We start from the raw sequence: 20,243 nt of genomic DNA on the forward strand, positions 1-20,243 counted from the left end.
GCCACACGCGCAAGTCACGTGCTGGCCGGGAAAGCGCAGGCCGAGTTCAAACACTACTCCATCGTCTTCCGGATCAGCACTCGGGACCCAGTCACCGAACACCTCGCTCTTGTTGCTCCACTCCCAGATCGCGACATCACGCACCGGATCGATCACCACGCGCGGCGTACCCAGATGATCCGGCTGGACGTAGGCCAGCTCTGGCACACCTGCGCTTGACACATTGATCAGCTCCACCGGAGAGTTGTCCAGCCAGATCGCCTGCTGCTGCGCCTGGCGGACGCTGCAGCTGGCGGCCATTGCCGTAGGTCCAGCCTGTCGCCGGGCCGAAGGCCGCGTAGGTCACGGTGTTCACCACGATCTGGCGGGCTTGGCCGGGCCGGATCAGGCCGATCTGGCTGACGCGCCCCTGGGTATCGCGCACGTAGTCGGCCACGCTGCCATCGGGGTACGTCAACGCGGTCAGGCGCCCTGCCTTGCTGTAGGCATAGCGCAAGGTGCTGGCCATCCCATTGAGCGTCTAGCGCGGGCGCTGCCGGGCCGCACTTGCGGCCTGCTCTTTTATTAGATTATTCTAGAACTATGGAAACAAAGAACGCCATTGCCGCCCTCACCGCACTGGGTCATGGCACCCGCCTGGCGGCCTTCCGCCTGCTGGTACAGGCCGGCCCCGCCGGCCGCCTGGCCGGCGACATCGCCGCCGCGCTGCAGGTACCGCCGGCCACGCTCAGCTTCCACCTGAAAGAACTGCTGCAGGCCGGCCTTGTGCAGAGTGAAAGCCAGGGCCGCACCGTCTGCTACCGCGCCCGCTTCGATGCAATGAACGGCCTCATCGACTACCTCACCGACAACTGCTGCGCCGCCTCACCTGCCGCGCAGTGCGCCCCCGCGCCCAGACCGCGCAGGTGCTGACCGCCGCTGCACAGCCCATGCTGCGCACCCCACATAGCGTCTGTACGCCGAACCACCTCTCCCCGACACCCCGCCGCCATGATCCGCAATGTCCTGTTTCTCTGCACCGGCAACAGCGCACGCAGTGTGCTGGCCGAAGCCACCCTGCGCGCGTGGGGCGGCGACCGCTTCACGGCCTTCAGTGCCGGCAGCCACCCGACCGGCCAGGTCAATCCGTTCGCGCTTGCACAACTGCGCGCCGAAGGCATGCCGGTCGATGGACTGCGCAGCAAATCCTGGGACGCGTTCGCCGATGCCGCGCCCATGGATCTGGTGATCACCGTCTGCGATGCGGCGGCAGCGGAAGCCTGCCCGGTCGTGTTCGGTGACTTCGTCCGCAGCCATTGGGGTCTGCCGGACCCGGCCGAGGTACAGGGCAGCGATGCCGACAAGGCCGCGGCCTTCGCCCACGCGCATGCCATCGTGAAGGCACGCCTGCATGCGCTGCTGGCGCTGCCGGGGCACGTGTGGCAAGACCGCAGGATGCTCCTGCAGGCGCTGGATCAGATCGGCCATCTGCTACCGGCAGCGCGCACGCCATGAGCACAGCGGCACCCATGGGCCTGTTCGAGCGCCACCTCACGCTCTGGGTCGCGTTGTGCATCATCCTCGGCACGCTGCTCGGGCACTTCCTGCCCGCTGCCTTTGCCACCCTCGCCGCGGCTGAAGTGGCCAAGGTCAACCTGCCGGTGGCGGTGCTGATCTGGCTGATGATCATCCCGATGCTGCTGAGGGTGGATTTCGGTGCGATGCGCCAGCTGGGGCAGCACTGGAAAGGCATCGGGGTGACGCTGTTCATCAACTGGGCCGTGAAGCCGTTCTCGATGGCATTGCTGGGCTGGCTCTTCCTGCGCCACGTCTTTGCCGACTGGCTGCCCGCCGGCCAGATCGACAGCTACATCGCCGGGCTGATTCTGCTGGCCGCCGCACCCTGCACCGCCATGGTGTTCGTGTGGAGCAACCTGTGCCGCGGCGACGCCAACTTCACCTTGAGCCAGGTGGCGTTGAACGACGCGATCATGGTGGGTGCCTATGCGCCGGTGGTGGCGCTGCTGCTGGGCCTGTCGGCCATCACCGTGCCGTGGGACACGCTGCTGCTGTCGGTCGGCCTGTACATCGTGGCGCCGGTGCTGGTGGCCGCGTTGCTGCGGCGCTGGATCCTGTCACGCCATGGCGAACCCGGGCTGCAGGCGACCCTGCGCCGGCTGGGGCCGCTGTCCCTGACGGCGCTGCTGCTGACCCTGGTGCTGCTGTTCGGGTTCCAGGGCCAGCAGATCGTGCAGCAGCCGCTGGTGATTGCGTTGATCGCGGTTCCTATCCTGATCCAGGTCTACTTCACCTCGGGGCTGGCCTATCTGCTCAACCGGCGCCTGGGAGTGGCGCACTGCGTGGCCGGGCCGTCGGCATTGATCGGCGCCAGCAACTTCTTCGAACTGGCGGTGGCCACGGCCGTAGGCCTGTTCGGCGTGCACTCCGGCGCCGCGCTCGCTACGGTGGTGGGGGTGCTGATTGAAGTACCGGTGATGCTTTCGGTGGTGAAGATCGTGAACCGGTCACGCAACTGGTATGAGGCGCGCGAGCGCGCTTGAGGCGGCAAGGCCAGGAGGTTGCGATGAACACCGCACGCTTGTTCGCCATTGCGTTGACCACGGCTGCCGCGCTGGCTGCGGCACCCGCTTTCGCCGATCCGCCGCAACAAGCGCGCGGCAACGGGCCACCGCCGCACGCCGGTGGCCCGCCCAACCGTGATGCACCGCCGCCGGGCTGGCAGTAGAAGGCCTGGCGTCGCGGCAAGCGCCTGCCATGGGCGGAAGTGGACCGCCGCTACGGGTGGAAGACTACGCGCGCTATCACCTGCGCGAGCCGGGCCGCGACCGGCGTTGGGTGCGCCAGTCCAATAACGAGTACCTGTTGGTGGAGATCGCGACCGGTTTGATCATCGACGCGCTGCACCGCTGAAGCGGCTTGCAGCGTCTCCACACGCGGCGAATTACCCCGGCACAGACACCTTACGACCGGGGCCGACCCGATCGGCGGTGCTTGCGCCCCCGACGCCGCACCTGCCCCCGCCCGGTATGCATGCCCTCCCGCAGTGCGATACGCCCGCACAGCAGCGCTGTGGCAAAGAGCCCCATCGCCACCAGCATTTCGAATCCGCGATCACCAGAGAGCAGGCGGATGGAGATCTCCAGTGAGCACAGCCTGCCGCAGCGCAGGCCCTGTTCGTTGAAGCCATGGATGAGCACCAGTACGCCCATCAGCCCGCACAACGCCATCAGGGCCAGGCTTGCGATGAAGATGAAAGGTCGATGGATGCGCATGCGCTTGCTGCGGTCTTCTACGGTGATGTCAGGCGCGACGTTGCGAGCACGTGATCGGAAGCATCCAGCTCCACCGACCAGGCTTCGGTATCCAGGCCCAACCGGTTCTCATACCACCATCGCTGCACACAGCGACCACCGCATCCACTGCTGGCATAGCGGCTAAAGCACGCGCCCGCGCATCATCCGCGCAGACCTTCTTCAACGTCAAACCGGCCTGTTGTGGCGCCCGGCATCCGTGCTAGCGTGCGCCGACCGATGATCAGGATGAACACAGGGACGCCCGTCGATGGCAGGCAAGAGCCGGAAGGACAGGATCGCGCAGGAGATCGGCCTGTTCATGCAGCAGTACGCGCGCAAGGCGCAGCGCCATACCGAACCCAACGACCGGCCGTACGATCGGAAACTGGAAGAGCGGCTCAAGCGCTTGCCACCGGAAGAACTGGGCAGGCTGCTTTCTGGAGAAGAGGACGACGATGACTAGTCCCGCCGGAATGGCCAGGCGCGCCATCGTCGTGACGTTCTGTAGCGCGCTATGCGCCTGCGGCCTGGTGATGGACAGTTCGTTCGACACCCTGCAGGAGGCAATCGACTCCGACATGGTGAACAAGGGATGGATTCCCGACTGGGTGCCTCAAGAAGCGACCGACCTGCATGAGGTGCACGATCTGGATTCAAACACCAGCGCGCTGGCGTTCACCAAGCCCCGTGCGGTGCCATTGGAGTTGCCTACCGATTGCCGGGCGACCGCAATCGGCAACAGCGATCCTGTTGCGTTCGATCGCTACTGGTGGCCGGGTAAGGAGACGTTCCACCGGTCATACCGGATCTTTCGCTGCGCGCCAGCGTCCGGCAAGTCGATTTTCGTGGCGGTGAGCAGGAGCGAGGACCGCGTGCTCTTCTGGCGGACCTACCCGCGTTGATGCGCTTGCACGCCCCCCCTTCCCATCAGGAATCACCGATGTCGATCCCCCATGCAGGTTTCACCGCCGTTGCCCTCTGCCTCGCCGCCTGCCTGCCCGCCCATGCCGCGCAGAACGCCCCCGCCGACGTCAAGGCGATCGAGCAGGTGGTCGAATCGTTCCGCACCTCGCTGATCAACAAGGACAAGCCGACCTACATGAGCCTGTTCTTCTCGGACAAGGCGCAAGACATCGGCTGGCAGGTCGTTTCCGAGGATATGCGCCTGCAGGACATCCGCAAGGCCAAGCCCGACGCGATCAAGGCACGGCAGATTCCCTCCAACAACTTCATTGCGCTGATCGACGGCGTCGTTGCTTCGCCGAAACCGACGGAAGAGAAATTCTCCAACACGAAGATCGAGACCGATGGCGATGTGGCCTCTGTGTCGTTTGACTATAGTTTCCACGACGATGGCGTGACGACCAACTGGGGCAAGGAAATGTGGCAGCTGGTCCGCACCGAGCGGGGTTGGAAGATCTTCTCGGTGATCTACTCGATGCGCGATTCACGCAGCCCGGCCGGATGAGTGATCTGTCAGACTGGTGCCCACCGTTCGTCCACGCCTGCCAGACCCGATGCCCCGGATTGCCGACCTCAACCCCGACCAGCTCGCCCACCACGCGCTCAACATCTTCATCGCCCAGGGCCGCCATGTGGAAGGCGCGCGCGTGATCTACCACGCGCTGCGGCTGGACCCGGACCATCCCGGCGCGCTGCGTTGCCTGAGCGATTTCCTGGCGTACCAGGGCACCGAACCGTTCGCAGCGGTGACACTGGAGCACGCATTGTCCGGCGCGGTTCCGCTCAGTGAAGACGCACGCGAAACGCTCGACAACCTGCGCTTCCTCGACATCTGGTCGTGGGGTTTCTCCCGCCACACGTCGGGCGAGACCAACCTCAGCGGTGAAGCCTTCCAGCAGCGCGAGGACTTCGACTTCGATGGCCCGGCCTATGCGGACTTCCTCAACACCGTCACCGAACCGGCCGGATCGCTGCAGGCGGCGTTCCAGGCCGCGCACCGCATCTGCGGGCTGATGTCCGGGCTGCTGCGCCATCCGCACAAGGACAATCCAGCCTTCGACGATGCGCTGCGCTCCTCCGCCTTCGTCGAAACCGAGGCGTACCCGGCATGGCTGGCCTCACCGACCGACGATCTGGATGCCCTCGACCAGGCCATCCAGGCGCAGCGCCAGGCCGGCTGAAGGAACCCGCATCGTCCACACGCGCGGCGCGGCCGGGTTACTGCGCCGCGAGCGCGAAATCCAGCCCCGCACACACCGCCGCCACCTGGGCGTCGTTGCATTCCTGCGGATTGGTGCGCGGGCTGTCCGGGTAGACCTCGGTGGTGGTGGCATACAGCGCATCGGTAAAGCCGGCGCACGCGCCGATCGAACGCGACTCGCCCCAGACCACGCCGGGCGACTGCAGCGGCAGGCCGACCAGATTGCCCTCGGCATCGGCCGGGGCGATGTGGGTGATCGGGGCCACCGCGGCGATCAGGGCCTTCTGGAATTCCGGCTGCGGGTCTTCACTGTTGCCGATCACATAGAAGCCATCGGGAATGGTGTCGCGCTCGAACGGCTTGCCGTCACGGGCACAGCGCGCCGGGTCGAACTCGTGCAGGTCGCTGTCGGTGGTCTCGTGCAGGTCCAGATGGACGCGGATGTCGGCCTTGCGCTCGGCCACCCAGCGCATCAGCGAGGCGGCTTCCTCGATCTGCCCACCGTCGCGGAAGCTGCGGTTCGGGTCGATCGCCTGCGGGTTCCAGCGCTGGATGCGCTCGTACCCCCACGGGCTCACGCACGGGGCCACGATCAGGTTGAAGCGGCCCAGATAGCGCTCGGCCTGCTGCTCGAGGAACTGCAGGGCGCCATGCACACCACTGGTTTCATAGCCATGCACACCGCCGGTGACCAGGGCGGTCGGCAGGGCCGGGTTCCAGGCGTGGTTCACCACCGCGAACAGCGGGTAGTGGTCCGGCGCATAGTCCAGCTGGCCGTACTGGACCACGTCAAAGCGCTCGTCCAGCCGCTCCAGCGCGGCCACCACATCTTCGTGATAGCTGCGCTGGCGCTGCTGGCGGGCCCGCCACTGCGCACGCTCGGCATCGCCCCAGGGCTGTCCGGGGGTGCCGATCGGGTAGAACTGCGCAACGGTCATCTCAGGCTCCAGAAAGTCAGGGTAACGGTGATTCAGCCCTCCATTTTAAGGCGTGTGGCCCGCCCGATGCTGGGCTACGCCTCCGCCTTCATACGGCGGCGGTCATCTGGTTGTAAAATCTACGGTTTTTGACCCCCACCCCTTGATGGCGAACGCAGCGCAGCCGGTCCTGGGTGGACCGGATTTCCTCCGCCTGCTCGCCCGTCTCAGTGACGGCGCGATGCCGGCCACCAGTCCCGCATTGACCGATCGCCTCGGCCAATGGGTGGACTGGAGCCGTGCCGTGGCCCTTGCCGGGGCGCTGGACGGGCGCCTGCCCGAGCCCGGCGAGGCCACCGAAGCCCTTGAGGATCTACGCGCGGACTGCGCCCAGGCCCACGCCAGCCTGCTGGCCTCGATCAGCGACGATGCCGAGGCCGAGCGCCTGCTGGACCTGGCCGAAGCCGCAGCCAGCCCCGACTTTGCCTCGCTGCGCCAGCGCTACCGCGTGCTGCAGCAGGCCATCCAGACCGCGACCGGCCGCCTGCGTGGCCGCCTGCGCGACCAGCTGGTGCAGCTGTCGCCAGCGCTGGCACGCCTGGCCGAGGTGGATGCGGTGATGGAGCAGACCCTCAGCCCACGCGAGCACAGCCTGCTGGGCACCGCGCCCGCCGTGCTGGGCTCACGTTTTGAACGCGTGCACGGCCAGCCCGGCTGGCGCGCGGCGTTCCGCCATGACATGCGCACGCTGCTGCTCGCCGAGCTGGAACTGCGCTTCCACCCGATCCAGGGGCTGCTTGCAGCCCTGCGCCCCCACTGACCGGAACACCATGTCCAGAACTGCTTTCCATGTCCTTGTTTTCCTTGCCGGCCTGCTGGCGGTGTGCTGGATCGGTGTCGGGTATGTCGCAGTGCATCCCCTGGGTGCGGCGGTGGCCGCAGTCATTGCCGCGTGCTACATCGCCGGTGGCGTCGAGCTGTACCGCTACCGCCAGGCCAGCCATGGACTGCGCACCGCGCTGAATGACCTGTCCACCGCCGAGCAGGGCCTGTCGCCGTGGCTGGAGCGCGTGCCGGTGGGCCTGCGCAATGCGGTGCGGCTGCGCGTGGAAGGCGAGCGCATCGCCCTGCCCGGCCCGGTGCTGACGCCGTACCTGGTGGGACTGCTGGTGCTGCTGGGCATGCTCGGCACGCTGCTCGGCATGATGGACACCCTGCGTGGTACCGGCCTCGCCCTGCAGAGCGCCACCGACATGGCCGCGATCCGCGGCTCGCTGGCTTCGCCGGTGCAAGGGCTGGCCGTGGCCTTCGGCACCTCGATCGCCGGCGTGGCCAGTTCGGCGATGCTGGGCCTGCTGTCGGCCCTGCTGCGCCGCGAGCGCCTGCAGGTGGTACAGCAGCTGGACCGCGCCATCGCCGGCACGCTGCATCCGTACTCGCAGGCCTGGCAGCGCGCCGAATCGCTGCGCCTGCTGCAGGCGCAGTCGGCCGCCCTGCCGGCCCTGGTCGACCGCCTGCAGGCGATGACCAGCGCCTTTGAACAGCACAGCGCCGCGGCCAACGAGCGCCTGCTGGCCGGCCAGTCCGATTTCCTCACCCAGAGCCAGGCCCTTCAGGAACGCCTGGCTGCCTCGCTGCAGCAATCGCTGCGCGAGGGCGCCGAAGCGAGCGCAGCCGCCATGGGTGGCGCACTGCAGCCGATGGCCGAAGCCACGTTGGCCGGCTTGGCCCAGCAGGGTCAGGCGCTGCACGCGCGCGTCGAGCAGGCGGTGCAGCAGCAGCTGGCCGGGCTGGCCGACGGCTTCGAACGCAGCCGTGTGGCGACCGACGCCAGCTGGGCCAGGGTGGTGAGTGAGCAGACCCAGGCGCAGCAGGCGCTGGTGAGCGACCTGCGCCAGCACCTGCAGGCCTTCAGTGACGGCCAGGGCACGCAGGCCGAGGCGCTGGTCGCGCGCATCGGCGAGCGCCTGCAGGCCGATGCCAGCCGCAATGCAGACGCCTGGCGCGCCGCCGCAGAGCAGCAGCAGGCGCTCAATACCGCACTGGCCGAACGCCAGCAGCAGGCACTGCTCGCCGCTGGCCAGCAGCTGGACGAGCGCGCGCAGGCACTGCTGCAGGCGCTGGACCAGCGCCACGCTGCCAGCCAGTCGCTGCTGCAGGATCACGAACAGCAGCGCGTCCACGATTGGCAGGCCGCGCAGGTCGCCGCCGCCACTGCCCATGCCGAACTGCAGGCCAGCCTGGACAGCCGCGAGCAGCAGCGTCAGGCGCGCTGGGATGCGGTCAGTGCCGAACTGCAGCAGGCCCACGCCACGCTGCAGGCCCAGCTGCAGGCGGGTGACGAGCAACGCCTGCAGCGCTGGAGTGAGGCGCTGCAGCACATCTCCACCGATCTGGCCGAGCGCCTGCAGGCCAACGGCGAACGTCTGGCCGCACAGCAGCAGCAGGTCTGCGACACGCTGGCGCAGACCGCACAGCAGATCGGCGACAACGGCCGCGCCCAGGCCAGCGCCACGCTGGCCGAAGTGTCCACCCTGCTGCAGACCGCCGCCGCCGCGCCCAAGGCCGCCGCCGAGGTCATCAACGAGCTGCGCAGCACGCTGTCCGAGAGTCTGGTGCGCGACAACGCGATGCTGGAAGAGCGCGGCCGGCTGCTGGCCACGGTGCAGACCCTGCTGGAAGCGATCAACCACGCCTCGCACGAACAGCGCACCGCGGTGGACGCACTGGTCGGTGGCTCGGCCGAGCTGCTGGAACGCGTCGGCAACCGCTTCACCGACCACATCGCTGCCGAGACCGGCAAGCTGGATGGCATTGCGGCAGCGCTCAGCGGCAGCGCCGGTGACGTCGGCCAGCTGGCCGGCGCCTTCGGCGAGGCCGTCGCACAGTTCGGCAGTGCCTCCACCGAACTGTCCGGCCGCCTGGAGCAGATCGGCGGCGCACTGGATGCCTCGCTGGCCCGCAGCGACGAGCAGCTGGCCTATTACGTGGCGCAGGCACGCGAGGTGGTCGACCTCAGCCTGCTGTCGCAGAAGCAGGTGATGGACGAACTGCAGCAGCTGGCCGCGCGCCGCGGCAAGGCCGGCAGCGCATGAGCGACGAGCTGGAGGTCGACGGCGGTTCACACGCCCCGATCTGGGCCGCATTCGGCGACCTGATGTCGGTGCTGCTGGGCGCGTTCGTGCTGATCCTGGTCGGCGTGGTCGCGGTGCAGCTGGAGCTGTCGCAGCGGCTGGACCAGGAAGTGAAGCAGCGCCAGGCCGAAGCCAAGCGCCTGCAGACGCTGGAACAGGCGCTGGCTGGGCCGTTGGCCGCCGGTCGCGTGACCCTGGTCGATGGCCGCATCGGCATCAGTGGCAGCGTGCTGTTCGCGCTGAACTCGGACCAGCTGCAGCCGGAAGGCCAGGAGCTGCTGCGCAGCCTGGCCGCGCCGCTGGCGGCCTACCTGGGTACGCGCGAAGAGATCCTGATGGTCAGCGGCTTCACCGATGACGCACCGGTGCGCGAAGGCAACCGCCGTTTCGCCGACAACTGGGAGCTGTCCGCGCAGCGCTCGCTGACCGTGACCCGTACCCTGATCGCCAACGGCGTACCGGCCGACGCTGTGTTCGCTGCTGCGTTCGGCAGCGAGCAGCCGGTCAGTTCCAATGCCAGCGAAGACGGCCGCGCGCGCAACCGGCGCGTGGAGATCGCGCCGATTCCCAAACCGAGGGCCCCGGATGCCAGGTAAGCCGCCCGCGCTGGATGGCCTGCGCGCGCTGGTGCGCGACCTCGATGCGGGGTCGCGCGCGTTGCCGCACTACCCGCAGGTGCCGATGCTGGATGAGGTGCGCCGCGAGTGGTCCGCGCTGCGCAGCGAGCTGCAGGTACGCCGCACGCTGCGCACCGAGGCCCCGGCCGATGGCGGCCCGCTGAACTCGGCGGTGCTGGTGCAGCGCATGCTCGACACCCTGCAGGCCGCCAGCCCCGGCTACCTGCGGCACTTCATCGACTACGTGGATACGCTGTCCTGGCTGCAGGCGCTGCAGGAGGGTTCCGCCAGCAGTGCGGATAGCGCAAAGCCGAAGCGTACTCGCAAGCCGCGCAACGCGGGTTGATCGCGGTTCGCATCGAAGTACCTTGCAGGACCGAGCCATGCTCGGCTTCTTCCGGCCTCAGCCAAGCACGGCTCGCTCACCCGCGCAGGGTGGCGCCGCCATCCACGTACAGGTCACTCATCGCCACGTGCCCGGCCTGTTCGGACAGCAGGAACATCACCGAGTGCGCGATGTCTTCCGGGGTGGCCAGCTTGCGCAGCGGAATGCCGGCCTTGTAGGTCTCCAGGCTGCCGGCGATCACCCGCTCGGCGCCCCGTTCGTCCTGCCACATGCCGGTCTGCATCGGGGTCAGTGTCGACCCCGGCGCGACGATGTTGCAGCGGATGCCCAGCGGGGCCAGTTCCAGCCCGAGGCAGCGGGTGAACATGGTGGCGGCGGCCTTTGACGCGGCATAGGCGGCCATGCCGTGCCGCGGGACCCCGGCCGCATTCGAACTGACGGTGACGATGGCGCCCTGCCCCCGCGGTGACATCACCCGCGCCAGCGCACGCCCCAGATGGAACACGCCATCCGCATTGACCGCGAACACACGGCGCCAGTCGGCATCGGTGGTCGCGGTCACCTCGCCCACGTGCAGCACCCCGGCCACGCTTGCGGCGAGCCCGATCGGCCCGATGCGGGCCTCTACACGATCCACCAGCGCATCGACCGCCACGCTGTCGGTCACGTCCAGCGCAAACGCCTGCACTCGGGCGTCCGTGACCACGGGCGCCTCGCGATCGGTTGCCACCACCGTGCAGCCCGCCTCGGCCAGCAGCCGTACCAGCGCGGCGCCGATGCCACCGGCAGCGCCGGTCACCAGCGCCACATTGCCCTCGAATCCGGTCAACTGCATGCTGCGATCTCCTGTTGTTCATCCCACTGCCGCAGCCGTGCCGACAGCCACGGCGCCAGCTGCGCCACTGCATCGCGCCCGGTCAGCTCGGCATGCAGGAACGGCAGCTCGATCGCATCGACCTGCAGTGCATGGGCCTTCCACAGTGCAGATTGCAGCTGCGGCCGTGTCAGATGGTCACGACCGGCGCGCACATGCGCCAGCGTGCCAACGAACGGGCGGTGCTGGTGCTCGCGGATCAGGCGATTGGTGCCGGTCACCGCCCGCACCACGCCGTCCAGCACCGCGTCGGGCAGGCTGCCCAGGGCGCTGCCACCGCGCCGCAGGAAGGCCAGGATACGCTCGCGATCGTCCAGCTCGGGATGTGCGTCCGGGTCGTGCCCGGCGATTGCCAGCAGTGCGCGCAGCGCGGCGATCGGATCCGGCTCGGGTTCGGCGCGCCAGCACTCGCTGGGATAGGCATCGAGCAGCACCAGCTCCCCCACGTCGCGGCCGATCTCGTGCAGGCGCACGGCCATCGCCTGGGCCAGGATGCCGCCGACCGACCACCCCAGCAGGTGCACCGGCCCCTGCGGCTGCAGCGCAATCACGCGCTGCACGTAGTCGTTGGCCATCGCTTCGATGCTGGCCGGCAGTGGCTGGGTCGGATCCAGCGCGGGTGATTGCAGGCCATACACCGCGCGCGCCGGTTGCAGGGCGCGGGCCAGCGCGCGGTAGTTCCAGGCGATGCCACCGGCCGGATGCAGCACGAACAAGGGCGACCGTTCGACGCCGTCGGTGGCGGCCAGCGCGATCACCGGTCCCAGCGCGTGGTCGGCCCGTGCCGGCGGTTCGGCGATGCGTGCCGCCAGCGCGGCCACCGTCGGCTGCGCGAACAGCGCCCCGAGGCCCAGCTCGCAGCGCCAGCGCTGTTCGATGGCCAACAGCAGATGCACCGCCGACAACGAATCCCCGCCCAGGCTGAAGAAGTCCGCATCGACCGCCACCGGAACCTCGCGGCCCAGCGCCTGCGCGAACAGCGCCGCCAGTTCCCGTTCCAGCGGCGTGCGCGGCGCCAGGCCAGCCGCCTCCTGCAGCGCTGGTTTCGGCAATGCCGCGCGGTCCAGCTTGCCGTTGGCGGTGACCGGCCAATGATCCACGCCAACGAACGCCGTGGGCACCATGTAGTCCGGCACACGGGTGGCCAGATGGCTGCGCAGCACGGTGGCGTCTGCCAGCGCGGACGGCACATAGGCCACCAGCCGGGCGTCACCGGGGGCGTCCTGGCGCAGCAGCACTTCCACCCGGTCCATGCCGGGCAGTTCGCGCAGCGCGGCCTCGATCTCGCCCAGCTCGATGCGCAGGCCGCGCAGCTTCACCTGATGGTCGCTGCGGCCCAGGTACTCGACCGCGCCGTCGGCACGCCAGCGCGCCACATCGCCGGTCCGGTAGATGCGCTCACCCGGCAGGAACGGGTCGTCCATGAAACGCTCGGCGGTCAGATCGGTGCGGCCCAGATAGCCGCGTGCGAGCTGGACGCCGCCCAGGTACAGGTCGCCCGGCACGCCGACCGGCAGCGGCTGCATGCGCGTGTCCAGCACGTACAGGCGGGTGTTCCAGACCGGGAAGCCGATTGGTACCGGCCGCGCCCGGTCTTCGGCCGAGGCCGGCCAGTAGCTGACATCCACTGCGGCCTCGGTCGGTCCGTACAGATTGTGCAGTTCGGCCTGCACCCGCGCATGGAAGCGATCCCGCAACGATGCATCCAGCGCTTCGCCACTGGTGAACACGCGCCGCAGCTGCAGGCGCGCCGATGCGGGTGCGGCCAGGAATGCGTCGAGCATCGACGGCACGAAATGTGCCGTGGTGATGCCCTGCGTGCGGATCAGCCGCGCCAGTTCGCTGGGATCGCGATGGGCATCCGGCCCGGCGATCACCAGCGTGGCGCCACACAGCAGCGGCAGGAACAACTCCCAGACCGAGACATCGAAGGTGATCGGGGTCTTCTGCAGCACGCGGTCATCGGCGCCGATGCCATAGTGCTCGCGCATCCACAGCAGGCGGTTGACGATGGCGCGGTGCTCGATGACCACGCCCTTCGGCTCGCCGGTCGAGCCGGAGGTATAGATCACATACGCCGCGTCGACCGGTGCGGGGCCGGCCCACGGCGCAGCGAAGCTCACTGCGTTCCAGTCTGCAGGTGGCAGCACCGGGACGCCCGGCATGCGCGGCTGCACCTCGGCCGCGGCCAGCACGCAGGCCGGCTGCGCCGAGGCAAGGATGCGCGCCAGCCGCTCATCGGGATGGGCAAGGTCCAGCGGCAGGTAGGCGGCGCCGGCGCGCAGCACCGCCACCAGCGCGATCATCAGGTCCAGTGACCGCGGCAACGCCACGGCCACCACGCTGCCCGGGCCGACGCCCATTGCGCGCAGCTGCGCGGCCAGGGCGAAACTGCGGGCTTCGAGCGTAGCGTGATCCATCCCGGCATCGCCGAAGACCAGCGCGGGCGCGTGCGGATCACGGTCCATGCCCTGCTGCAGCAGTTCAACCAACGTGGTCGGCGGCAGCGCATGCGCGGTGGCATTGAACTGGTGTATCCCCTGCTGCGCTTCTTCGGTGGTGGCCAGCGGCACCGCTGCGATGTCGTCAGCCTCCAGCGCCGCCGACACGAAATGCAGCAGCCGCGCCGCGTGCGATTGCACGTCCTCGCGGCTGTACAGCGCAGGATTGGCTTCAATCTCCAGATCAAGCAGGTGCTGGCCGTCGCCGCGGAAGCCCAGGGTCAGATCATCGACCGGCCCGGTGCACAGCACCTCCAGCGTGGCCTGCACGCCCGGCAGGGCCAGTGGCCTGTAGAACGGCTGCACATTCACCAACGGCCCATGCAGCCGTTGCTGCGCACCCACCAGGCCGAGGTCGCGGCGCAGCTGCTCGCCGCGATAACGGCCGTGCTTGCGGCCCTGGCTGAGTTGCCGGCCCAGCGCCCGGGCAAACGCCTCGACACTGCCCTCGCCGGCCGCCACCCGCAGCGGCAGCACGTTCATCACCATTGCCGGCACACGCGCCGACGCGTTTCCGAGCCTCCCCATGTAGGGCACGCCCAGCACCACCTCATCGGCGGCGCTCATCCGGCGCAGGTACTCGGCGGCGAGCGCGGCCAGTACATCCGGCCAAGGCTGCAACCAGCGCACCGAGGCCTGCAGCAGCCGCTCACGGAACCCGGCATCCAACGGCTGCACCCAGCGCAGCGCGTCATCGCTGGCGGCCACGGTGCCCGCCAGGCCCACGCCTGCGGGCGCCCCCTGCAACTGCGCGTGCCACCATTGCCCGGCCTGTGCACGGCGCGGATCGGTGCGGTAGGCCGCATCATCGGCCAGCACACCGGCCAACCCCGGCAGCGGCTCACTCGACTGCCCGGCATACAGTGCGCAGACCCGGTCGGTGAACAACGCCATGCCATAGCCGTCGGCGGCCAGATGATGCACACGCAGGTACCAGACCCAGCGCAGGCCACCCAGATCGAACAACACCTGCTGGCTGATCCGGTCCCGGGTCGGATCGACCGCGCTGAGCCGGTCGGCCTGCATCAGGGCACGCGCCGCCGACGCCGGATCGGCCTCGGCGGATACATCACGCACCGACAGCAGCGGCACATGTGCCGGCGCATGCCACTGCAGCGGCTGGCCATCAGCGCCTTCGGCGAAGCGCAGTGCGAACGCCTCGGCTTCCACCGCTGCGCGGTTGGCGGCCGCGCTGAACGCGGCCACGTCCAGCGGCCCTTCGATCCATACCGCATGCGCGGTGTTGAACGACGGATTGTCCGCGGCCAACCGCTGCGCGAACCACAGTCCGGCCTGGGCCTCGGTCAGTGCCACCGGCGTGGCCAGCGCAGCGGCGTTCATGCGTTCTGCGCGGCCTGCAGCTTCTGCACCACACCCCACCACTGGCGCAGCGTGGTGTGCTCGGCCAGCTGCGAGAACTCCAGCGGCAGGCCGGTATTGCCCCAGGCCAGGACCAGGCCGAGCATGCGCATCGAATCCAGGTCCAGGTCGATCAGGTTGTCATCATCACCGATCTCGGCCGGTGAGCAGTCCAGCACACGCGCCACGTCGGCACGCATGCGCTCCAGGTCCAACGGTGCAGCGGCTTCCATCACAGCGCCTCCAGCAGGTGCGCGGTGGTCATTGGCACCCCGCAGGTACGGGCGATCCAGTGCAGCGCCTGGTCGTGGTCGGCCCGCGAGAAATCGGCCACCGCGTCGGCAGCGATGAACGCTTCGATATCGCGCTGGAACGCCTCCAGCACCGTGGCGGTACAACCGATGTGCGCGTACACGCCGGTCACCAGCAGCTGGTCGCGACCGCGGACCCGCATCAGGGTCTCCAGGTTGCTGCGCTGGAAGGCGCTGTAGCGGTGCTTGACCAGCACATGGTCGCCCGGCTGCGGCGCCAGCGCCTCGATGATCGGTTGGTGCTCGGCACTGCTGCCCATGCCCGGCCCCCACAGATCCGCCTGCAGGCCACGGTCACGACGGTCCTGGTCACCGTGCTGGGCGGTGTAGAACACGGGGATGCCGTTGGCACGGCAATGCGCCAACAGGCGTGCGATGTTGTCCACCGCCGGCTGCAGTGGCGTGCTGCCGGCAGCGAACGCGGCCAGGAAGTAGCGCTGCATGTCGTGCACCAGCAGCGCCATGCGGTCGCGCTGCGGGCGCCAGGGTCCGCGCGCCTGCGGCAGTTCGGCAGCGGTCGGCAAGGGGTAATCGGTGATACGGGGCAGCGCCATCAGCGCGTTCCTCCTGTCTGTTGCAGATGACGCGCACGCAGCTGCGCGCGCAGTTCGCGGCGGCTGATCTTGCCGACCGCCGTGGTATCGAAGCTGTCGACGAACACGATCTGGTCGGGCACCTTGAAGGCCGCCAGGCCACGGGTGCGCATCCACGCCTTCAGCGCAGGCGCCTTGATCGGTTCACCCTGCTGTATCACGAACGCGCAACTGCGCTCGCCCAGGTACTCATCCGGAATCGAGACCACCGCAGCATCAAAAACGCCGGGATGGGCCAGCAGATGGTCCTCGATCTCCTCGGCGGAGATCTTCTCCCCGGCCCGGTTGATGTGGTCACCTGCCCGGCCCTGCACCACCAGGTAGCCACCGGGCAGCTGCTGCACGCGGTCGCCGGTACGGTAGAACCCATCGTCGGTGAACGAGCGTGCGTTGGCGGCGGCATCGTTGTGGTAGCTGCGGATCGTGTAGGGACCGCGGGTCAGCAGGTGGCCGACCTCGCCTTCGGCGACCGGCTGGTCGTGGTCATCGACCACACGCACCTCGTCATCCGGGCTGATCGGCCGTCCCTGGCAGGCCACGATCAGGGCCTCCGGATCATCCAGGCGGGTGTAGTTCACCAGCCCTTCGGCCATGCCGAAGACCTGCTGCAGGGTGCAGCCCAGGCCATCGATCACCCGCCGCGCCGCCTCCGGCACCAGTTTGGCGCCGCCGACCTGCAGCACCTGCAGGCTGGACAGGTCATGGCTGCTGGTCGCCGCAGCCTGCGCCCACAGCAGCGCCAGCGGCGGCACCAGTCCACAACAGGTCACGCGCTCGCGGGCGATCAGCGGGAATGCGGCATCCGGCCCCGGTCCGGGGCTGAGCACCACGCGCGCGCCGGCGTACAGCGCGCCGAAGAAGCCGGGCGAACTCATCGGGAAGTTGTGCGCCGCCGGCAGCGCGACCAGATACACGCTGTCGCGGTCGATGCCGCAGATCGCATTGCTGGCGCGGAACGAATAGATGTAGTCGTCGTGGGTGCGCGGAATCAGCTTGGACAGGCCGGTACTGCCGCCGGAAATCTGCAGGAACGCGACCGACTGCGGGTCCGGGTCGGGGGGCAGCAGGCCGCGGTCTCCCTGCAGGGCCTGCAAGGCGGCGAACCCGGCCGCATCGCCATCGATGACCACGTGGCGCACCGCCGGCACCTCGGCCTGCAACGCCTGCGCCAATGCGCGATGGTCGAAACCTTCGTGCACATCGGTGGTGATGTAGGCGCTGGCCTCGGCCTTGCGCGCGAAGTGGGCCAGCTCGGTGATGCGGTGCGCCGGCAGCGCATAGACCGGCACCAGCCCGGCGCGGAACAGGCCGCACACGGCGGTGATGAATCCGGCGGTGTTGCCCAGCTGCACCAGCACCCGGTCACCCGGTTGCAGGCCCAGCGCGAGCAGGCCGGCGCCGATGCGACCGGCGTCCTGCCACAACTGCGCATAGCTCAGTCGGATGTCACCGGCCACCACCGCAATGTCATCGGCGTAGCGTTCGGCACGCTCACGCAGGAAGCCGGGGAAGGTCTCGCCGCGCCAGTACCCTGCGGCGCGGTAATGGGCCACCCGTTCGTCGGGCCAGACCTGCTGCAGCGGCATCGGCAGTACGGGAGTGGTCATGGTGTCGTTCCGGTCAGGGGCGCGGCGTCATGGACACCCAGCGCGTTCAACAGGGCGGCGAACTTGGCCGCCGTCTCGGCGACCTCGGCCTCGGGCTGCGATTCGGCGACGATGCCGGCGCCTGCGTACAGGCGCAGCTGCGTCCCCTGCAGCCGCGCACAGCGGATCGCCACGTACCAGTCACCATCGCCCTGCGCGTCCAGCCAGCCTACGGCCCCTGCATAGAAGCCGCGCGGCACCGGTTCCAGCGCACGGATGCGCTGCAGCGCCGCCATCCGCGGCGTGCCGCAGACCGCAGGCGTGGGATGCAGCTGCGCCAGCAGCGCGGCCGCAGGGGTCTGCGGATCGCTCAAGGTGGCGTGGATGCGGGTGCCGAGGTGCCACATGCTGGCGGTGGCATGCAGCGCCGGGCGCGGCTGTGCCTCGATGTGGCTGCAGAACGGCGCCAAGCCATCGACGATCGCTTCGACCACATGACGATGTTCGTCATGGTCCTTGGTCGAGGCCAGCAGTGCCTGCGCGGCACGCTGGTCTTCGCTGGCATCGGCGCTGCGCCGCGCCGACCCGGCCAGCGGATGTGACAGCAGCTGTGCGCCGCGCTTGCGCAGCAGCAACTCCGGCGTTGCTCCCACCAGCCATGCAGGTGACTGGCCCGGCTCGACCGGCAGCGGCACCGCATAGGTCGCCACCGACGGATCGGCCCCCAGACGGGCCAGCAGCACTTCCGGCGACATCGCCCGCTGCGTGCGGGCCAGCAGGCTGCGCGCCAGTACCACCTTGTGCAGCGCCTGCCCGGGTGCGCGCAGCGTCTGTACCGCGGTAGCCACTGCGGCTGCATAGTCCTGCGGCTCCGGCTCGGCCTGGAGCGCGCCCTGCAGTGCGGGCGCCGCCTGCGGCTGCAACGACAGTGCCGGCAGCAGGCGCTCGGGCTGGTACAGCGCGTCATCGGCGCGCGGCTCGAACGGCACCGCGCCGACCAGCAGCCCGGGGCCGCCGCGCTGCTGGGCAAAGAACGTTGCTGCACGCTCGGCCAGCGTCGCCAGCGCACCGGTCGGCAGCGGCGCGCGGCAGCCGCGGGCATGCACGTGCTGGCCGGCATGCTGCAGCAGGAACAGCGAGGCGTCGTCGCTGCTTTCCAGCGCAGCCGGCGCAGCCTCCGGCCACGCACCCTGCATCAGGGAATCGTTCATGTCGTCTCCTTGGACCGGTTCGCGGCCACCAGCACGCACAGCATCAGCAGCAGCGCACCCACCAGCAGGTACGGCAGGCTGGGCCCGCCGCGATACAGCACGGTGCCGAGCATCGGCCCGGCCACCATGCCCAGCCCCTGCGCGGCGGCGACCGTGCCGGCCGCAGCGCCCTGTTCGTGGGGCTGCACCGCATCAGCGGCCAGCGCCTGGAACGAAGGGAATACAAAGCCCATGCCGAACGCCGCCAGCGCATAGGCCGCTGGCAGCTGCCAGGCCTGCTGCACGCCAGCGACCGACGCGAAGCCGATGCCGGAAATCAGCGCACCGAGCATGATCCAGCGCCGCGGATGCACCTCCAGCTTCATCACCAGCCCCTGCGCCAGGATCAGGCCCAGGCCGACCGCAGTCAGGGCGATACCGGCCATGCGGGCGCCGGCGGCGGCATCCAGCCCGAGGCGATCGATGGCAAAAAAGCCCACCGTGACCTGCGCGATGGTCACCGACACCATGGCAACGAACGCAGCCAGCTGCGGCAGGCGGAGACGCGGATCCAGCCGGCGCATCGGCACGCGGCGCTGTGCGCTGGCGCCCGCCACCGGCGGCGTCGCCGGCAGCCGCCAGGCCAGCAGCGCCAGTGCCAGCAGCGGCAGCAAGGCGGCCACGTACAGCGCCAGCGACAGATTGGTATAGGCCAGCCAGCCGGCCGCTGCCGGACCCAGCACCATGCCCAGCGCATTGGCACTGCCCAGGCGTGCGAGGAACTTCGCGCGCTGGCCCGTCGGCGCCTTGTCGGCGATCAGGGCCGCTGCCGTGGGAGGCACGGCGGCGTAGAACAGGCCGATCAGGCCACGCGCGCCAACCAGCACCAGCACCGATACCAGCACCGGCGGCACCGCCTGCAGGGCAACGTCGATGAACACCGCCAGTGCGATGTAGACCACGGTGTAGGCGCTCATCGCCAGCATCAGCACACGCTTGCGGCCGATGCGGTCGCTGAGCTGGCCCCAGGGCCGCGCGGCCAGCATCCACAGCACGCCTGCGGCGGTGACCGACAGGCCGGCATGCCATTCGGACAAGCCGAGCATGCGGACCACCGGACCGATCACAGCGACGAAGGACATCATCGCCATGGTGCCGATCAGGGCTGCCAACACCAGCGCCGGCAAGCCGGGAACGACGGGACGTGAATGCATGGAACACCAGCCGTAACAGGAAAGGATGGCCGGGCGCACCTGCGCGCCCCGCCCGGCACCGGTCCTGTTCAGGACCGGACGCCACCCTTAAATGATAACGGCTCGTATTTGCATTTGATACCCGTTCTCTTGAATGGGCATGCA

At 69.1% G+C, this 20,243-nt stretch carries 20 protein-coding genes and 2 pseudogenes; 12 read left to right on the forward strand and 10 right to left on the reverse strand.

The window, feature by feature from the left end:
* Window positions 1-520, reverse strand: a pseudogene (locus Q5Z10_RS12435) (RHS repeat-associated core domain-containing protein); the annotation flags it as partial.
* Between the two features lie 62 nt (window positions 521-582).
* Here Q5Z10_RS12435 and Q5Z10_RS12440 point away from each other — a divergent pair.
* From Q5Z10_RS12440 to Q5Z10_RS21365, 4 genes and pseudogenes are all read left to right on the forward strand, one after another.
* Complete coding sequence (locus tag Q5Z10_RS12440; protein WP_303635743.1) at window positions 583-912, forward strand: ArsR/SmtB family transcription factor; 330 nt, start codon at window positions 583-585, stop codon at window positions 910-912.
* A gap of 78 nt (window positions 913-990) precedes the next feature.
* A complete protein-coding gene (locus tag Q5Z10_RS12445) occupies window positions 991-1,494 on the forward strand; it encodes an arsenate reductase ArsC (protein WP_303635744.1) in 504 nt (167 codons plus the stop codon).
* A 14-nt stretch (window positions 1,495-1,508) separates the two neighbouring features.
* A complete protein-coding gene (gene arsB, locus Q5Z10_RS12450; RefSeq protein WP_303639182.1) occupies window positions 1,509-2,540 on the forward strand; it encodes an ACR3 family arsenite efflux transporter in 1,032 nt (343 codons plus the stop codon).
* Between the two features lie 23 nt (window positions 2,541-2,563).
* Window positions 2,564-2,910: pseudogene (locus Q5Z10_RS21365) on the forward strand (RcnB family protein).
* A 50-nt stretch (window positions 2,911-2,960) separates the two neighbouring features.
* On the opposite strand, the gene Q5Z10_RS12465 reads toward Q5Z10_RS21365, so the two are convergent.
* Entirely contained in the window at window positions 2,961-3,272 is a 312-nt protein-coding gene (locus Q5Z10_RS12465) for a hypothetical protein (RefSeq protein ID WP_303635747.1), read from the reverse strand.
* A 289-nt stretch (window positions 3,273-3,561) separates the two neighbouring features.
* Between Q5Z10_RS12465 and Q5Z10_RS12470 the strand changes: the two genes are divergently transcribed.
* The 4 genes from Q5Z10_RS12470 to Q5Z10_RS12485 are packed head-to-tail and all read left to right on the forward strand — an operon-like array spanning window position 3,562 to window position 5,437.
* Window positions 3,562-3,756, forward strand: a complete 195-nt coding sequence (locus Q5Z10_RS12470; RefSeq protein WP_032129968.1) for a hypothetical protein — start codon at window positions 3,562-3,564, stop codon at window positions 3,754-3,756.
* Window positions 3,749-4,195, forward strand: coding sequence for a YbbD-related protein (locus Q5Z10_RS12475; RefSeq protein ID WP_303635748.1), 447 nt, complete (start codon window positions 3,749-3,751; stop codon window positions 4,193-4,195). Before Q5Z10_RS12470 ends, Q5Z10_RS12475 begins: the two co-directional genes overlap by 8 nt.
* Window positions 4,196-4,233: 38 nt before the next feature.
* A complete protein-coding gene (locus Q5Z10_RS12480) occupies window positions 4,234-4,761 on the forward strand; it encodes a Cif family virulence factor (RefSeq protein WP_303635749.1) in 528 nt (175 codons plus the stop codon).
* Between the two features lie 49 nt (window positions 4,762-4,810).
* Window positions 4,811-5,437, forward strand: coding sequence for a hypothetical protein (locus tag Q5Z10_RS12485; protein WP_303635750.1), 627 nt, complete (start codon window positions 4,811-4,813; stop codon window positions 5,435-5,437).
* 37 nt (window positions 5,438-5,474) lie between these two features.
* Here Q5Z10_RS12485 and Q5Z10_RS12490 read toward each other — a convergent pair whose 3' ends face one another.
* Window positions 5,475-6,395 (reverse strand): M14 family metallopeptidase, encoded by a 921-nt coding sequence (locus Q5Z10_RS12490; protein ID WP_303635751.1) that lies wholly within the window; start codon window positions 6,393-6,395, stop codon window positions 5,475-5,477.
* A 145-nt stretch (window positions 6,396-6,540) separates the two neighbouring features.
* Here Q5Z10_RS12490 and Q5Z10_RS12495 point away from each other — a divergent pair, with 145 nt between their 5' ends.
* From Q5Z10_RS12495 to Q5Z10_RS12510, 4 genes are read left to right on the forward strand one after another with little or no spacing between them, the layout of a single operon-like run.
* Window positions 6,541-7,194 (forward strand): DUF3348 family protein, encoded by a 654-nt coding sequence (locus tag Q5Z10_RS12495; RefSeq protein WP_303635752.1) that lies wholly within the window; start codon window positions 6,541-6,543, stop codon window positions 7,192-7,194.
* A gap of 10 nt (window positions 7,195-7,204) precedes the next feature.
* Window positions 7,205-9,469, forward strand: a complete 2,265-nt coding sequence (locus Q5Z10_RS12500) for a DUF802 domain-containing protein (protein WP_303635753.1) — start codon at window positions 7,205-7,207, stop codon at window positions 9,467-9,469.
* Window positions 9,466-10,104 carry an OmpA family protein gene (locus tag Q5Z10_RS12505; RefSeq protein WP_303635754.1) on the forward strand — a complete coding sequence of 213 codons (639 nt, stop codon included), beginning with the start codon at window positions 9,466-9,468 and terminating at the stop codon, window positions 10,102-10,104. Before Q5Z10_RS12500 ends, Q5Z10_RS12505 begins: the two co-directional genes overlap by 4 nt.
* A complete protein-coding gene (locus Q5Z10_RS12510; RefSeq protein ID WP_303635755.1) occupies window positions 10,022-10,471 on the forward strand; it encodes a DUF2894 domain-containing protein in 450 nt (149 codons plus the stop codon). The genes Q5Z10_RS12505 and Q5Z10_RS12510 overlap by 83 nt, the downstream gene beginning before the upstream one ends.
* 76 nt (window positions 10,472-10,547) lie before the next feature.
* Here Q5Z10_RS12510 and Q5Z10_RS12515 read toward each other — a convergent pair whose 3' ends face one another.
* The 7 genes from Q5Z10_RS12515 to Q5Z10_RS12545 are packed head-to-tail and all read right to left on the reverse strand — an operon-like array spanning window position 10,548 to window position 20,099.
* Window positions 10,548-11,306 (reverse strand): 2,3-dihydro-2,3-dihydroxybenzoate dehydrogenase, encoded by a 759-nt coding sequence (locus tag Q5Z10_RS12515; RefSeq protein ID WP_303635756.1) that lies wholly within the window; start codon window positions 11,304-11,306, stop codon window positions 10,548-10,550.
* Window positions 11,297-15,187, reverse strand: coding sequence for a non-ribosomal peptide synthetase (locus tag Q5Z10_RS12520; protein ID WP_303635757.1), 3,891 nt, complete (start codon window positions 15,185-15,187; stop codon window positions 11,297-11,299). Before Q5Z10_RS12520 ends, Q5Z10_RS12515 begins: the two co-directional genes overlap by 10 nt.
* Window positions 15,184-15,438 (reverse strand): phosphopantetheine-binding protein, encoded by a 255-nt coding sequence (locus tag Q5Z10_RS12525; protein ID WP_303635758.1) that lies wholly within the window; start codon window positions 15,436-15,438, stop codon window positions 15,184-15,186. Before Q5Z10_RS12525 ends, Q5Z10_RS12520 begins: the two co-directional genes overlap by 4 nt.
* The gene (locus Q5Z10_RS12530) at window positions 15,438-16,070 is read right to left on the reverse strand and encodes an isochorismatase family protein (protein ID WP_303635759.1); all 633 of its coding nucleotides are present in this window, start codon (window positions 16,068-16,070) and stop codon (window positions 15,438-15,440) included. Before Q5Z10_RS12530 ends, Q5Z10_RS12525 begins: the two co-directional genes overlap by 1 nt.
* Entirely contained in the window at window positions 16,070-17,716 is a 1,647-nt protein-coding gene (locus Q5Z10_RS12535) for a (2,3-dihydroxybenzoyl)adenylate synthase (RefSeq protein ID WP_303635760.1), read from the reverse strand. The genes Q5Z10_RS12530 and Q5Z10_RS12535 overlap by 1 nt, the downstream gene beginning before the upstream one ends.
* A complete protein-coding gene (locus Q5Z10_RS12540) occupies window positions 17,713-18,906 on the reverse strand; it encodes an isochorismate synthase (protein WP_303635761.1) in 1,194 nt (397 codons plus the stop codon). The genes Q5Z10_RS12535 and Q5Z10_RS12540 overlap by 4 nt, the downstream gene beginning before the upstream one ends.
* On the reverse strand, window positions 18,903-20,099 hold the full coding sequence (locus Q5Z10_RS12545) for an MFS transporter (protein WP_303635762.1): 1,197 nt from the start codon (window positions 20,097-20,099) through the stop codon (window positions 18,903-18,905). The genes Q5Z10_RS12540 and Q5Z10_RS12545 overlap by 4 nt, the downstream gene beginning before the upstream one ends.
* Window positions 20,100-20,243 lie beyond the last annotated feature (144 nt).

This window comes from Stenotrophomonas sp. 704A1, from assembly GCF_030549525.1.
Classification (GTDB): domain Bacteria; phylum Pseudomonadota; class Gammaproteobacteria; order Xanthomonadales; family Xanthomonadaceae; genus Stenotrophomonas; species Stenotrophomonas tuberculopleuritidis.

Coding starts and splice junctions, on each gene's coding strand:
- Q5Z10_RS12440 (WP_303635743.1), top strand. CDS start 583: ATGGAAACAAAGAACGCCATTGCCGCCCTCACCGCACTGGGTCATGGC.
- Q5Z10_RS12445 (WP_303635744.1), top strand. CDS start 991: ATGATCCGCAATGTCCTGTTTCTCTGCACCGGCAACAGCGCACGCAGT.
- arsB (WP_303639182.1), top strand. CDS start 1,509: ATGGGCCTGTTCGAGCGCCACCTCACGCTCTGGGTCGCGTTGTGCATC.
- Q5Z10_RS12465 (WP_303635747.1), bottom strand. CDS start 3,272: ATGCGCATCCATCGACCTTTCATCTTCATCGCAAGCCTGGCCCTGATG.
- Q5Z10_RS12470 (WP_032129968.1), top strand. CDS start 3,562: ATGGCAGGCAAGAGCCGGAAGGACAGGATCGCGCAGGAGATCGGCCTG.
- Q5Z10_RS12475 (WP_303635748.1), top strand. CDS start 3,749: ATGACTAGTCCCGCCGGAATGGCCAGGCGCGCCATCGTCGTGACGTTC.
- Q5Z10_RS12480 (WP_303635749.1), top strand. CDS start 4,234: ATGTCGATCCCCCATGCAGGTTTCACCGCCGTTGCCCTCTGCCTCGCC.
- Q5Z10_RS12485 (WP_303635750.1), top strand. CDS start 4,811: ATGCCCCGGATTGCCGACCTCAACCCCGACCAGCTCGCCCACCACGCG.
- Q5Z10_RS12490 (WP_303635751.1), bottom strand. CDS start 6,395: ATGACCGTTGCGCAGTTCTACCCGATCGGCACCCCCGGACAGCCCTGG.
- Q5Z10_RS12495 (WP_303635752.1), top strand. CDS start 6,541: ATGGCGAACGCAGCGCAGCCGGTCCTGGGTGGACCGGATTTCCTCCGC.
- Q5Z10_RS12500 (WP_303635753.1), top strand. CDS start 7,205: ATGTCCAGAACTGCTTTCCATGTCCTTGTTTTCCTTGCCGGCCTGCTG.
- Q5Z10_RS12505 (WP_303635754.1), top strand. CDS start 9,466: ATGAGCGACGAGCTGGAGGTCGACGGCGGTTCACACGCCCCGATCTGG.
- Q5Z10_RS12510 (WP_303635755.1), top strand. CDS start 10,022: ATGCCAGCGAAGACGGCCGCGCGCGCAACCGGCGCGTGGAGATCGCGC.
- Q5Z10_RS12515 (WP_303635756.1), bottom strand. CDS start 11,306: ATGCAGTTGACCGGATTCGAGGGCAATGTGGCGCTGGTGACCGGCGCT.
- Q5Z10_RS12520 (WP_303635757.1), bottom strand. CDS start 15,187: ATGAACGCCGCTGCGCTGGCCACGCCGGTGGCACTGACCGAGGCCCAG.
- Q5Z10_RS12525 (WP_303635758.1), bottom strand. CDS start 15,438: ATGGAAGCCGCTGCACCGTTGGACCTGGAGCGCATGCGTGCCGACGTG.
- Q5Z10_RS12530 (WP_303635759.1), bottom strand. CDS start 16,070: ATGGCGCTGCCCCGTATCACCGATTACCCCTTGCCGACCGCTGCCGAA.
- Q5Z10_RS12535 (WP_303635760.1), bottom strand. CDS start 17,716: ATGACCACTCCCGTACTGCCGATGCCGCTGCAGCAGGTCTGGCCCGAC.
- Q5Z10_RS12540 (WP_303635761.1), bottom strand. CDS start 18,906: ATGAACGATTCCCTGATGCAGGGTGCGTGGCCGGAGGCTGCGCCGGCT.
- Q5Z10_RS12545 (WP_303635762.1), bottom strand. CDS start 20,099: ATGCATTCACGTCCCGTCGTTCCCGGCTTGCCGGCGCTGGTGTTGGCA.